This window comes from Microbulbifer mangrovi (genome assembly GCF_002009015.1).
In the GTDB taxonomy this organism is placed as follows: Bacteria; Pseudomonadota; Gammaproteobacteria; order Pseudomonadales; family Cellvibrionaceae; genus Microbulbifer; species Microbulbifer mangrovi.
In genome coordinates this window covers 1-14048 of record NZ_LZDE01000241.1, presented here as the reverse complement: position 1 = coordinate 14048, position 14048 = coordinate 1, and the positions used below count along the sequence as shown (strand labels likewise).

The 14048-nt window shown below is 57.8% G+C and carries 8 protein-coding genes; 2 read left to right on the top strand and 6 right to left on the bottom strand.

Features of this window, described 5'->3' with window-relative positions; genetic code table 11:
* Positions 1–233, bottom strand: a 233-nt coding sequence (locus B4U49_RS03840; RefSeq protein WP_143735513.1) for a hypothetical protein, incomplete at its 3' end; no start/stop codon positions are given.
* 227 nt (positions 234–460) lie between these two features.
* The gene (gene glk / locus B4U49_RS03835; protein WP_078083253.1) at positions 461–1423 is read right to left on the bottom strand and encodes a glucokinase; all 963 of its coding nucleotides are present in this window, start codon (positions 1421–1423) and stop codon (positions 461–463) included.
* Between the two features lie 633 nt (positions 1424–2056).
* Here glk and B4U49_RS03830 point away from each other — a divergent pair.
* Positions 2057–3211 (top strand): helix-turn-helix domain-containing protein, encoded by a 1155-nt coding sequence (locus B4U49_RS03830; protein ID WP_078083252.1) that lies wholly within the window; start codon positions 2057–2059, stop codon positions 3209–3211.
* 3 nt (positions 3212–3214) lie between these two features.
* Here B4U49_RS03830 and B4U49_RS03825 read toward each other — a convergent pair whose 3' ends face one another.
* Entirely contained in the window at positions 3215–4231 is a 1017-nt protein-coding gene (locus B4U49_RS03825) for a lipase secretion chaperone (protein ID WP_078083251.1), read from the bottom strand.
* A gap of 314 nt (positions 4232–4545) precedes the next feature.
* Here B4U49_RS03825 and B4U49_RS03820 point away from each other — a divergent pair, with 314 nt between their 5' ends.
* On the top strand, positions 4546–5442 hold the full coding sequence (locus B4U49_RS03820) for a dienelactone hydrolase family protein (RefSeq protein ID WP_143735512.1): 897 nt from the start codon (positions 4546–4548) through the stop codon (positions 5440–5442).
* A gap of 81 nt (positions 5443–5523) precedes the next feature.
* Here the strand turns inward: B4U49_RS03820 and B4U49_RS03815 are convergent, their stop codons facing one another.
* From B4U49_RS03815 to B4U49_RS03805, 3 genes are all read right to left on the bottom strand, one after another.
* Entirely contained in the window at positions 5524–7758 is a 2235-nt protein-coding gene (locus B4U49_RS03815; protein ID WP_078083249.1) for a discoidin domain-containing protein, read from the bottom strand.
* Positions 7759–8033: 275 nt separating this feature from the next.
* The gene (locus tag B4U49_RS03810) at positions 8034–12227 is read right to left on the bottom strand and encodes a glycosyl hydrolase (protein ID WP_078083248.1); all 4194 of its coding nucleotides are present in this window, start codon (positions 12225–12227) and stop codon (positions 8034–8036) included.
* Between the two features lie 328 nt (positions 12228–12555).
* On the bottom strand, positions 12556–14048 hold a 1493-nt coding region (locus B4U49_RS03805), incomplete at its 5' end, for a putative glycoside hydrolase (RefSeq protein WP_143735511.1).

Genomic DNA, 14048 nt, shown 5'->3' with positions numbered 1-14048 from the left:
TCGGGCAGCTTGCCGATGTCTTCGGCAGAGATAGCTTCGACTACAGCCTTGGCATCGCGCTTGGTACCGATAGAGTCCATAACACTCTTACGGAAACCGGTCACGGTGAGCTCTTCCAGTGTAGAGCTGCTTTCTTCTTGGGCCTCTTGGGCAAAAGCAACACCGGATACGACGGACGCGGCAATAGCTGCGGACAGCAGCGCCGGTCGGAAACGTTTGTTGGTCAGACTCATCATCTTCTCCCTTGGACTTATCGTTATGGTGAGTAGTGCCATCCTAGGCATACCCGAAGTCCTTATCCTCCACCCCCAGGGGGGGAGGAGAGGGGAGAATGTGCAGCCGGCGGAGGAGGAGGAGCCGCTGCCTGTTCACCATGGGGCGGGATTATAACCGCTGAACAATTTTTGTTCAGCGGTTATATGGGTAGATCTGATGAGAAATCGAAAGGGCGTCCGACGGGTCAGTTTTCCAGCCAGGCAGCGGCGCCGATCAGCGCCGGGTAGCCGGCCTTGAGCACCTCTACACGCACACCCTGCAGCCAGTCGCCCAGACGCCCTTTATTGGTAAAGCGCTGTTCGAACTCGCTCTCGGGCAGCAGCGACTCGATCCGCGGCAATACCCCACCACCGAGGAATACACCGCCGCGGGCCACATAGTAGAGGGCTGCATCACCTGCGGCGCTGCCGAGGAAGTTGAGGAAATCCACCAGGGTCTCGCGACACAAGGGATCGGAACCGTCGAGGCCACGGCTGCTGACATCCGGCGGAGTCAGATCTTCCGCTGGACGGCCGTGCAGCGCACAGACCGCACGGTACAGGTTGACCAGGCCGCCACCACTCAGCACATACTCGTTGTAGACCGGCATCTGCTCGCGGGCGAGGATCCTCAGCAGCTCCAGCTCGCGCTCACTGCCCGCGGACAGGTTAGCGTGACCGCCCTCTCCCGGCACCACCCGGTAGCTGCCGCCTTCGTGGACGAGCCCGGCGACACCGAGTCCGGTACCCGGGCCCAGCACCACCATGGGCGCATTGCTCTGTGCGGGCACATCCCGCAGCGCCCATTTATCCTCTTCCGGCAGACGCGGCAGGGACAGGGCGAGCGCAGCGAAGTCATTCACCACCAGCGCGCGCTCCAGCGAGAAGCGGCTGCACAACTCTTCAGCGCGGATATCCCACCCCAGGTTGGTCATGGTTACCCGGCCGCCCTGCGGGGTCTTTTCCACCGGCCCGGCGACCGCGATACAGGCCTCGGTCGGCTGTGGTTGATCCAGCCCCTCGAGCCACTGGCCGAGCGCGGAATAGAAATCTCCGAATTTGGCGCAGTTCACCACCTGAATGGATTCCAGGCGATAGCCACCCCTATGCGGGTGGGCGATGGCGAAGCGGGCGTTGGTACCGCCGATGTCCGCGACAATTCTTGTCATAACGCTTTCCTTTCACGTTCTACTACCGCGGGTGCCGCCCCTGCGGCCACCGGGCCCCAGTGGACAGATGCCCTGAAAAAATGGCGGTATAAGGTAATGATTTGCCGACGAAAACTCCAGTCCCCCTCCCCCTTCAGGGTCACAAATATGGGGGGATGAGACGCCAGGAGCATCATATAAGGAATAGACAAGGCAGTGATTCCAATTTCCGCACAAAGTGAGGGTATACGGGGACAGGAACTGGGAAGGTAAAAATACCGGCAGGGCAAAACCTGCCGGCCCAACTAGCACAATATGGTCGACGAGAAAGACCCACTAGCAGGAGAAGAGAGATGATGTCGGGCTACCTATGCCGGCGGGGTACACCGGGGAGAAACAATCGTATCCTCTCCGCGATACCGGATTCGGCAATACCCGATGTCGCCAGTGTGCGATTTTGCTGGATTAGCGTCGCCCCACTTTGGAGAAATCCGCAAACTGGGCGGTGTCACTTTCGGGATTTTCGCAAGCGGGATGGGCTGGAGAGGCCTGTGGAACCGGGCAAAGCTCCTCCCCCGGGGGGAATTCTCTTATACTCCCCCCTATAAGAGCGATAAAAATCATAACAAGCAAAAATCTATCCGCGATGACCCGATGAAACAATACATATTCAATATCCACGATGTGGTGCTGTTGATGACCGCGGCGGAGTGCCTGCTGCTGGCCGTCTTCCAGTCGATCCTGCCCACCCGTGCGCGGCACGACGGGCGCCTGCTGACCGCCTTCCTGCTGATTATCGCCGTGGCCTCGGGCTGCACCCTGTTGTTGTGGAACGATCAGTTCTCGGTGGCACCCTGGTTCGAGCAGACGTTGCTACCCTATCTTTTGTTTGCGTCACTGCTACTCAAGGGGCCGGCGATCTACCTGTATGTCTGCTCGCTGACCCAGCGCAAGCTGAGCCTCACCCGACACCAGGGCCTGCACCTGCTGCCGGCGCTGGTAGCACTGGCCTGTATCGCCATTTTCGATATTTCCAGCAATGACCTGCGGCATATTGCCGACTCCGGCCAGGGCCTCCCCTCCACGGCCATCGAATTTATCTGGGACATGGCCTCGCTGGTGCCGTTCGTCTACGCGGCAGCGGCCCTGCTGAGAATCCGCCGCTATCGCCACGCCCTCAAGGACGAATACTCGCACTACTCTGAGACCGAGCTGCACTGGCTGTCGGCGCTCACCTGGGGGGTATTTGTGGCCTGGAGCTGGACCATGGTGGTGCACGTGGTGGCCAAGTTTTCCAGCGATGTGGTGGCGGACTATATGGGCATCGCCGACAACTACCTGGCGTTTATCCTGATCAATGCATTCTTTGCCTACAGCCTGACCTACGCCCACCAGCTGCTGGTCACCAAGCCGGAGGAGGAAACCCGCGAGACCAGCAGCGAGGAAGAGCCCTCCGAGCCCGCCATTGCCAAAGTGCGAAATGCGATGGAAGAAGACAAAATTTATCTTAAGAAAAACCTGAACCTGGAACAGTTTTCCGAGCGTATCGACCTGCCGGCAAAAGAAGTATCCGCGGTGATCAACAAGCACTTCGGCACCAACTTCTTCGAATTCGTGAACAGCTACCGGGTGGAAGCCGCCAAGGCGCTGCTCTCGGACCCGGAAAAAGCGGACATGACGGTGCTGGATGTACTGCTGGAATCCGGTTTTAACAGCAAGTCCGCATTCCATCGCTTTTTCAGCCGACTCGTCGGCATGTCTCCCACGGAGTTCCGCAAGCGCGCACTGGCCGCGGACGCAACGTCCTGATCCTCACGGATTGATCGCGATTTTTATAGAGACCGGCTTCCCTCCGGGACCGGTCTCGCTTCCCGTCTGTTCCTGTATACCCTGATCCCCTATACCCAGCTCTTCGTCTGCCAACCGTGCGGCCTCTGCACTGCCAAGTACCGCATCGCGCGCTGCAAATACCTCGGCGTCGCTGGCACCATCAGCGCGCATCCGCGCCACCTTGGCCTCCAGTACCTTGCGCGCCAGTGGAGAGTCCATCCGGCTTGCGGTTTCATTGAACTCTGCCTGCATTGCCGCCAGCTTCTCCGCGCGTTCCTCCTCCGATAGATTCGGGTCGCGCGCGACAGCCATGGACTCCACCATATACGGCAGCTGGGCTTCCTCCTCTGCATACATGCCACTGGCCTGCTCTTCCTCGAGATAGCTGCGGCGCAGGGCTTTGATCTGCTCGTAATTATCCAGCGGATTCGATGCCGCCGAGGTGTCCGTCGCCCTGGTGCGCTGCACATCCTCTACCGCCTGGCGATAGGCCGAAAAGTCCTGTAGCAGATCCAGCAGCTGCATGGCCACCGCCTCTGGCAAGGCATCGCTCAGCAGTGCCTGCAAGCTTTCCAGCCGACCTTGCCACCGAGAGTCCGCCCCATCGCCATCCTCCTCTAGCTGGTCGTGGAGCAACTGCAGCGCAGTGCGGGTATTGCGGTCAAACAGTAAGTTGCCCTCGCTGTCGAAGTTCAGGATCAGCAGCGCATCGTACAGCGCTACGGTGTCCAGCGAATCGCGCCCGCTCTTCCCCGCTGCCGCATACTCACTCTCCGATAAACCCTCAACGGGTTTTCCACTGTCCTTTTCCGCAATGCCAATTTCATTCTCTGGGTCATACGCAACCGCAACCCCATCACCTGGCGAGTTGATTTCCACCGGTTCATTAATAGTCAGCGACGCTGCAGTCTTATCCCGAGGCTCCGGGCTGAACCACAATTTCGCCAACACACCAGAAACCAGCAATGCAATAACCGCACAGGTAATAAAAATTTTCACGGTATGGCCTTTGGATAAATCCGGAAATATATTTTTTCACGGGTATTAAAAGTCCCTCATTTAACAACGGGCGGCAAGAAAAATCTGCAAGCAGGAAAAGGCAAGTAAACGAAATAAACGCCACAGTGACAGCAGAAGACATAAAGGCCAGTTTTTGGTGCCTTATGTACTTTCTGCAAAAGTTGCTCTCAGCCTAACCTCGCCAACAGCTCGCGGCATTCGAAATCAAAAATAAAAAATTTCCAAGAGCCAATGGCCAGACTGCTTTCGGCCGAAAATAAAATCCAACCGATAACGAGGCTAATGAGATAATGATGAAGAGAAATCTGACCAAAACCCTGCTGCCCACACTGGGTTTGATTCTGGGAGGCATATTTACCAGCGCAGCGGTACAGGCGCAGAGCTGTCCTTCCGATGCCATCTGCCGTTACGAAGATACGCCGGGAAACTATAGCGATAACGGACCTTACGGTTACGACAGCTACACCATGCCGTACCTGTCCACACCCGGTGGGGCTACCGTGTACTATCCGCGCAATGCGGAACCGCCCTATTCCCTGCTGGTTTTTACCCCGCCCTACACCGGCACCCAGATCATGTATCGCGACTGGGGTCCGTTCTTTGCTTCTCACGGTATCGTACTGGTCACCATGGATAGCCGCACCATCTACGACAGCGTGGATTCCCGTGCGGACCAGCAGCAGGATGTGCTCGACGCAATGAAAGGGGAAAATACCCGCTACGGCAGCCCCCTGCGCGGCAAACTGGATACCAGTCGCTTCGGTGCCACCGGCTGGTCGATGGGGGGCGGTGCGACCTGGATTACCTCCGCCGAATACAGCGGCCTGAAAACGGCTATGTCATTTGCCGGCCACAACCTCACCGCAGTAGACAGCGATTCCAGCGGTCGCAATACCCGTATTCCCACCATTCTGTTCAACGGCTCACTGGATACCACTTACCTGGGCGGCCTGGGACAGAGCGACGGGGTTTACCGCAACATTCCTTACGGCGTACCCAAACTGTTTTACGAAGCCTCCAACGTCGGCCACTTCGCCTGGGGCGGCCCGGAAGATGCCAACCGCTATGTGGGACAGTTGGCACTGGCCTTCCAGAAAACCTTCCTTGACGGCGATACCCGCTGGGCACAGTTCCTCGACCGTCCGCCGCTATATGTCGCGGAGTTCGAAAAAGCCAATATACCCAACTGATTTCCCCAAGACTGATCAGCCGATTGATAGGCGTTTTAGGCACCGACCGGGTCGGTGCCTCTTTTTTATTATTGAATCCGCTCAATACACTTCAAATGTCCACAGTGAATAGCCGTAACCGGTTCCGCGTTCCGTACCCAGTACACGTACATACCGACCGCTTCCGGCAAGCGCAATTTCATCGCGACCGCCATCACCGTTTGTGGCGATGGCAAGAGTGTTCCAACTGCTGCCATCGTTAGAGACCTGGATTTCATAGCTGCTGCCATAGGCCGCTTCCCAGTCGAGCACGATTTTTGACAGCGGCTGCACGCTCCCCAGGTCGACACTGATCCACTGCGGATCAGAGGCATCACTGGACCAGCGCGTAGCCGGATTACCGTCAACCGCATATTCGGCGAACCAGTATCCGCCCTCGACGGATGATGCAGAGACCGGTTGCCCCTGCGCCTTGTCTGCGAGCGGCTCGGGGGACGTCGAATCTCCGGCATAGATTTCCATCTCCCAAAGGGAAGCTCCGTAACCGGTGGCGCGCTGGTCAACGACAATACGCAGGTGGCGACCAGTGACGTTGAGCGAATGCAATATATCTTCGCCGCCGTCACCATCGGTTACGGTGCGAACCGTTTGCCAGGCCTGTCCATCATCGGAAATCTGGATCCGGTAGGCGCTGGCATAGGCTGCTTCCCACGTCAGCTCCACACGATCGATGGCATAGGCCGCACCGAGGTCCACGGCCATCCACTCACCATCGCTCCAGGCACTTGCCCAGCGCGTTTCTCCGTTACCATCCACGGCAGCCGCGGCATTCATCGCGTCCGATTCACGGGAAGAAGCGCTGGCGGGTTTACCCAGTGCGACATTGTCGACGGGATTCGGTTCCGGCTCAGGGTCGGGAATTGTCGGCTCACCGGTGCCATCGAGATCGTAAACCCGCACCCAGTCCACCAGTACCGAGGCCGGGAATTGCGCTTCCGGTACGATACCGCCGCCATAGGTATAGCCGCTGGGCCCACCCACCCCGGCGGAAAGAATCAGGTACATCTGCCGCTCAAAGGGATGCCACTCATCAAAGTGATTGGAGAATTCGGAAACGTAAACCCGGCGCCCGTCCATGTTTTGCGTGTGCGCCTCGTCATTGTCATCAAGGCCATAGGCATCGCCATCGTTGAGGTAATGGATATGGTAAACATTATCGTCGACGTAGAACTCGATCCGATCCTGGTGCCAGTTGATACCGTAGGTGTGAAATCCGCTACTACCTGCATCCGGATCACCGGCCATCGGCGGATAACCACCGTAACCGGGATTGCGCAGGTTGGAACTCCAACGCGTGCTGTATTCTCCATCTACCGCATTATTGCCAGCCAGATCACTGGCCTGATTACTGGAAGTCGACACAGGTCGGGCGTAGGCCAGGTTGACCCCGCCGGAAAAGACTTCCATTTCAAACAGCGAGTAACTCCACTCGGTCGCACGTTCGGTGCCGTACATGCGCACGTAGCGCCCACTACCTGAAACGTTCAGGGTGTCGGTGCCACCATCGCCACTGTCGGTACTGTAAAGATCCGTCCAGTGACTATTGTCGTCGGACACCTGGATCTTGTAGCTCTTACCAAAGGCTCCCTCCCAGTGCAGCACTACCTGATCGATGGCGGTGGACTGTCCCAGGTCGACGCTAATCCACTCGGGCTCGTCCGGCCCCTGTTGATCGCGGTAACTGTAGTAGCCACCCAGGTGCCCGTGGTTCCAATCCTGATATTCATTGTTTTCCCAGAACCAGGCGTAATGCACGGTCGCGAGATTGTGGTACGGAATGGACCCGACATACTCCATAATGTCGACTTCACCGCCCTGGGGCCACATGATGTGGTCAAAGCCCGCGGGGATCTCATTGGGCATCATCCAGAAGGCAAATCCCTGTCCCTGGTAACGTACATCCCGCGGCCACACCCGCGCCTCGATTTTATGGCCCGGGCCAAACGCCACATTGCCCTGGGTGTTGATGCGCCCGGAGGTAAAATCCCGGTCAATATAAAACTCGTTGCGGGTAGTAATTGACAGCACCCCGCCGTCGGCGCCGGGAACACCGTTGATAAAACTCAGGTTTTCCGCTCGGTCCGTAGCACGGTCCAGCTGGCCGGTGCCCCAATTACCATTAATACCGGTACCGGTTTCGATATTCCACACCGTCTCATCGAGACTGCCGCTATTGAATTCATCAGACCAGATCAGGGTTTGCGCTCCCGCCGAACCAGCCATACCGATGGATACCAGCGCCGCAGCCAGGGGGCGCCCTTTCATTGTTCGAATCATGTTTTCTCTCGCAGGTTATGTATTGATGTATTCCCGTTTTCCAGACGCACAGCCGCCCCTTCTGCAAAAGCTTTAAAAAGCTGCAAAATTAACGGTCAGAAAACGGAAAAATTGGGGCGGCCGGCGCCGTGAACTGCGGCGAGAAACGCCTCACGGTGTGCATCGATAATGCCGGGTCAACGCATCGGGCTGCGCCCGTGCCGACCGCCAGGTTGAATCACCGCCGCCCCGCAAGCCTGGGATGAGCAGGACAGCGGCGTTTCAATTCACGAAGTTCAGTAAACCTCAAAACTCCACAGGGAATAGCCATAGCCAGTGCCGCGCTCGACACCCTGCATGCGCACGTAGCGCGCACTGGCATTGAGTGAAACCTGGTCCACGCCGCCGTCGCCATTACTCACGGTGGCTGCGGTGGTCCAGTTACTGCCATCAGCAGACACCTGGATTTCGTACGCCTTGCCGTAAGCGCCCTCCCAATTGAGTACAACCTGGCTCAGGGTATAGACACTGCCGAGATCTACCTGAATCCACTGGTTGTCACTGAAGTCCGAAGCCCAACGGGTGCCGGCATCGCCATCCACCGCGTATTCCGCGAACCAGTAATTGCCCTCTGCGGAAGAAGCGGAAGCCGGCTTGTTCAGTGCCAGGTCGCCACCGGGTTGCGGATCGCAACAGGGTGGTTCACTACTGTCGCCACCACTGCCATAGACTTCCAGCTCCCACAGTGAGGCGCCCCAACCGGTTGCGCGCTCGTTGATAAATACCCGCAGGTAGCGACCGCTGGCGGCGAGGCCACTGATAACGTCTTCGCCACCATCACTGTCGGTCACGCTCGCCACGGTATTCCAGGCCTGACCGTCATCAGAAACCTGGATATCGTAAGCGCGGCCATAAGCGGCCTCCCACTTCAGTACCACACGATCAATCGTGGAAACGGCTGCAAGGTCTACCGAAATCCACTGCGGATCGCTCCACGCACTGGACCAGCGGGTGCCCATATCGCCATCTACTGCCGCAGCGCCACTCAGATCACCGTTTTCCATCGTGGAAACTTCAACGGTCTTGTTCAGGGCCAGATTGCTGGTGGGTTGCGGGTCGGGATTGCTGCTGTCACCGGCATCGATATCCAGCCAGTTCAACTGCACGGCACCGGCAAAGACCAGACGCAGTTTTTGCGCGCCGTCTTTCAGGTCGGCAGTCGTCGTCACCGTGTCCCAACCGCCGGCTGTAGCCGGTACCGCAACCGTGCCATGGCTGACGCCATCCACGAATACCTCGATGGAAGTGGCGGCTTCCGCGGCGACCCGCAGAGCCAGATCTGCGCTGCCCGCTGTACCCACCAGGTTGTACTCTACCCAGCTGTCGGCAGCGGTTTCGGTAATATCCAGAAAGCCGCTGCTATCGGTAGTTTTATCTACCCGAACCGCGTTCATGCTGCCGTAGGCTTCCGCCTGTACTTTTTTCGGCAGCGCGTGCTGGCTGGCCGCACCGTGCACTGGCATATTCACGTAAATATTGCCGAGCTCTGTGAGCACACCGGACTGACGGTAATCAAACAGACCGTTGTACGGGTGCCCGTTACGACGGCCGGTAAACCAGGCGTAGCGGGCAACGTCCGGATCATTTTCCAGGTAGTCCACGGTCTGGATCAGGAACTTCTGCTGTTCGGCTTCCGTAGTGGTGTCTTCCCAGGCGGAAAATTCCGTGAGCCAGATCGGACGGTTGTACTTCTTGAACAGATCGACGTACCACTCAATGGCACCAACTTCCGGCATGTAGGCGTGAATGGACATGGCATCCACACGGCAGTCGGGACAGGCGGCAAAGAAATCATCAAAGTACTCGATGGGATCGTAATAAGTGGTGCCGTTTTCGGTAACACAGACACCACAAAAGTTCATCGCCACGCTCACGATCTGCAGGCCGAATTCGTCGGCAATGGCTTCCAGTCGCGGCCATTCTGCGGCGGCCTGGGACGGGGTCATGTTGGCCTGTTCGAGGAAGTTGGGCTCGTTGAACGCGAGAATATATTTCACTTCCGGGTGCGCCGCGATATAGGCCCGCATACCCTGTTCGTCAAAGCCGCCATTCCAGGCCATGGGGACAAATTCAACCCCGTAATTCTGGTAGATTTCCGCAATTTGCACATCCGGCGCGTGACTCCAGTTGTACCACCAGGAGATCCCCTGGGACATTACCTCGAAGTCTTCCTGGGAGTGGTGGCCGTAGCCGAGACCGCGCTTGGTGCTCTTGCTGCTGCCATAGGCATCGTCGATAAAGATATAGGTGGCTGCGGTTGCCGTCGCTTCGCCATCACTCACGGTCAACACCGCACGGTAACTGCCATCCGTCGCGTAGGTGTGGGTCGCGCTAACACCGCTCGCGGTAATGCCGTCGCCAAAGTCCCAGCTGTAAGTAAGCGCATCGCCATTGACATCACTGGACTGGCTGCCGTCGAAAGTGACAGCGGTGCCGGCAGGCCCACCCATTACCGAGGGCTTGACCGCTGCAGTGGGTGCGCGGTTTACCGGTTCTCCATCGGTGCCGGGTAACTGCGCCTCTTCACCACCAGACAGGTAGACATCGTCGATGGACATCTCGGCGACTTCGCCAACACCCAGTACCTGGAATACCTGACGCATATCCGCGAGATCCAGGTCACCGGCCAGTTCGCTCATGGGAATAACGATGTCGTGCCACTGGCCATCGCGAACGAATCCATAGGGATCGGCACCGGGCTTGAAGGTAATCCAGGCCTGGCCAATATTGTCCACATTGCCGCCCTTGAGACCGATGCGGAATTCGGTCTGGTCACTGGTTTTCATCGAGAAATGCAGGGCCGCAGTGTCGTTGTCAAACGCGGTGAGGTTGAACCCCTCACGCGCGGTCAGCCCCATGCCAAACCAGCCCTTGCCGGTAGAGGTGAGGTTCAGCGCGGAGTTTCCTTCACGGGTTTCACCCGCGGATAATTGCAGGGTTTCATCCCAGATAAACAGGTCACCGTTGACACCAAAGGCAAAGCTGCCGGCGTCCATATGTGAAGCTGTCTCGGTATAAATCCCGTAACTGCCGAACTCCGGCGCCTCCAGGGCGACACTTTCACTCAGGTAGATATTGTCAAAGGCGATCTGGAAGTCTTCTGCCGGTGCGGGGCCGGAAACACTGAAAAACGTCTTGATCGTCTGCATATCCAGACCACCAAACTTCGCCAGGGGAATCGCCACATGGTGCCACTCGCCGTCGCGCTCGAGGCCGTACTCCTCGCCGCCCGCGGTCAGCAAGACACTGGCATCGCCACCGGAAGTGCTCGCCATATTTACTTCGATATTCACACTGGAATTGACCTTGGCATCGAAGTGCAGGTAACCGTGGGCGTAATTGCGCATGTTGTAATCTTTATGCAACAGACCCATACCCCACCAGTCGCCCGCAGCCACCTGGTAGGACAACACCGCACTGCCCTCCGCCGGCGCGGTCGCAACCGTGGTCATGTTATTCCAGATGTACAGATTGGCCTTGTCTCCCCAGTTGAATTCATCCAGCACCGGGTAGGTTTCGGTCATGATGCCGAAATCGCCGCGATAGTAACTGTCGCTGGCAACTTCCAGCTCGGTGAATTCGTTGGCATAGAGGCGTACGTAGTCCACGTACATTTTTGCCGGGAAGTCCGCGGTAATCAGCGCCGGATCTTCGATCTCGACAAAATTCCAACCGCCCACAGCGAGGTTGAGCAGGATATGGTTGGGGTTGTCGCGAAACTCTGACAGGTTGGGACCGGTGATATCCATGGTCAGGATCTGGGTGTCGTCCACGGAGATAGTCACGTCCGTGGGCGTCCAGTCCAGGCGATAGGTGTGGTACTGCTCGTACAGATTGGATTCGAGCACTACATCCTCGGCGTGGTCAGCCTGCAGCCAGTCGCTCCAGTCACCGGACTCATGCCACCAGTGCAGCGCACCGGAAACCGCATTATTCACCGTGCCATCGTCGATGGCCGATTTGAAACCCGCCTCGAGAATGTCGATTTCCCCGGACTTGGGCCAGCCATCCACACCAAAGTTATCACCCAGCATCCAGAACGCCGGCCACAGGCCGTTATCCAGTTTGGGCAGTTTGATTCGTGCTTCCAGTGTGCCGAATTTGAATCCCATGCGACCATTGGTGTGCAGGCGCGCAGAGGTAAATTCCTTGCCCTCGAAAGGTTCGCGCCGGGCTTCAATCACCAGGTTGCCATCTTCCAGGTAGGCATTCTTTTCCGACGCGGTGTAATACTGCAGTTCGCCGTTACCATTGCCGTCGCCGCCGGTGGTGAAGGTCCACACATCGCGATTGATCCGCTCACCGTCAAACTCATCGGACCACAGGGGCTGGGTCTGCGCCTCAGCCGCGGTAAAAATGGCGGGCTGTGCCAACAGACACGCAGCCGTCAACAGCAAGCGGCTTTTCGCCGTCGCTCTTTTGCTTTTCATTATTTTTCCCATTATGCATCGCTATTTATTGAGTACCGGACTGGGTTGTAAATCTCGGCTCATACCCGACCGGGGCTTTATCGGGGCGCAGCGATTCCTTCCATTTAACACGCGGAATAACAAAGGCGCCCAAAACTCCTGTGATAGTTCAGGAGGGGGTACTGCTTGATTTTCAGGGTTACTTCTTGGAAACCGGTTGCCCGGTCAATACGACGTTATTTTTATTCTGTCTTTTCCGGCCGTCACCTTGTGAGTGATTCGCGGAACCCGGCTGCCGGAGAGGTGGATGGGTGGCAACCGGGTTAATACTTATCTCTACGGAAATACGTTATCCGCAGCTAATATCAGTCTCCGCATTCGCGGCAATATGGATATCGTGAATGGTGACATCCAGGGCACCGGCAGTACGCACATAGAAAGGTGACAGCACCATATCCAGTTTTGCGCCGCCCTTGGCCAGGCACTGCAAATCTACCGCCACGGTTTTCCATTCTCCGGGCGTAGCGCCCTTGAGCAGGTCGGTAATGGATTGCTCAGCACCGCACTCCATGCCGCAGTTAATCCCGAGGTTCACCGCGTCACTGGGTGCTGCGTCCACTTTGACATCAAATACCAGCGCCCCCTGATTGGCCAGGTATGCGGAGAGATCCGTGCGGCTGTTGGCAAAGAAGCCGGCAATCGCATTACCTTCACCGCTCCACTGCAGACGACGGCTGTCCTCCTGCACATTGCGATCCACGGACTGCACACTGATACCCTGCAGCTTTGCGACACTGCTGGAAATCACAGAGTGGTTGTTGCCAACATCCGTAACCTGGAAGCTCCACGGGTCCAGCGCACGGCCATTGAATACCGCCAGCGCTTCCTTGGTGTCCGCCTCGGACAGGCCGCTCTCTTCAGACAACATCGCCAGTTGTTCCGAGTCTGCGTAACTCAGGCCGTAGCCGTATTTGAATTGCGCCAGCGCTTCGTTTTCACCGGGGTTGCGCACAGTGGGCTGTGCGTCGTTCGGCCAGGAGAAAGTCAGCTTGCCGGTGAAGTCGTGATTCACCTGCCCTTCGGCATCGCGCAGGATCACGTCGGCAACGCCTTCGCCCTCGGTGCCCGGCTGCCAGATCGCCACAAATGCATCGGAGGCATTCAGCTCGGGATTCACCCACAGCGGGCGACCGGTGATAAACAGGGAAACCACCGGGATGCCCTGGGCGCGCAGGCGCTTCAGCAGTGCGAGATCGCTCTCTCCCGGGTAATCCAGGTTGGAAACGTCACCCTGCATCTCTGCGTAGGGATCTTCACCGAATACCACAATCGCAACATCCGGCTTCTGCTCATACTGGCCATCTACCGACAGTTCCGCAGTACCGCCAGCACTTTCCACCGCTTTGGCAATACCACCGTAAATGGAGGTTGCTCCCGGGAAATCACTGTTCTGGTTGCCGGTACCCTGCCAGGTAATGCTCCAGCCACCGGACTGTTTGCCGATATTGTCGGCACCATCACCGGCGACCAGAATCCGCTGGTTGCGCGCAAGCGGCAGCAGATTGTCGTTGTTTTTCAGCAGCACCAGGGATTCGCGCACTGCCTGACGGGCAATGGCGCGGTGCTCCGGGGAGCCGATCAGGGATTCGTCACCGGCAAACGCGCGCTCGGAAGGCGCACCGGCTTCAAACAGGCCCGCGCGCAGTTTGACGCGCAGGATGCGGCGCACGGCGTCGTTCAAACGCTCCGCGGAAATCTCGCCACTTTTGGCTTGCGCCAGGGTGTTTTTGTAGAGTTCCTTCCAGCTCGGGTCCGGCGCCATAAACATGTCGAGGCCGGCAT

What these genes read in the sequence shown, in the direction of transcription:
- glk (WP_078083253.1), bottom strand. Translation starts at nt 1,423, where the DNA reads ATGACAAGAATTGTCGCGGACATCGGCGGTACCAACGCCCGCTTCGCC.
- B4U49_RS03830 (WP_078083252.1), top strand. Translation starts at nt 2,057, where the DNA reads ATGAAACAATACATATTCAATATCCACGATGTGGTGCTGTTGATGACC.
- B4U49_RS03820 (WP_143735512.1), top strand. Translation starts at nt 4,546, where the DNA reads ATGAAGAGAAATCTGACCAAAACCCTGCTGCCCACACTGGGTTTGATT.
- B4U49_RS03815 (WP_078083249.1), bottom strand. Translation starts at nt 7,758, where the DNA reads ATGATTCGAACAATGAAAGGGCGCCCCCTGGCTGCGGCGCTGGTATCC.
- B4U49_RS03810 (WP_078083248.1), bottom strand. Translation starts at nt 12,227, where the DNA reads ATGAAAAGCAAAAGAGCGACGGCGAAAAGCCGCTTGCTGTTGACGGCT.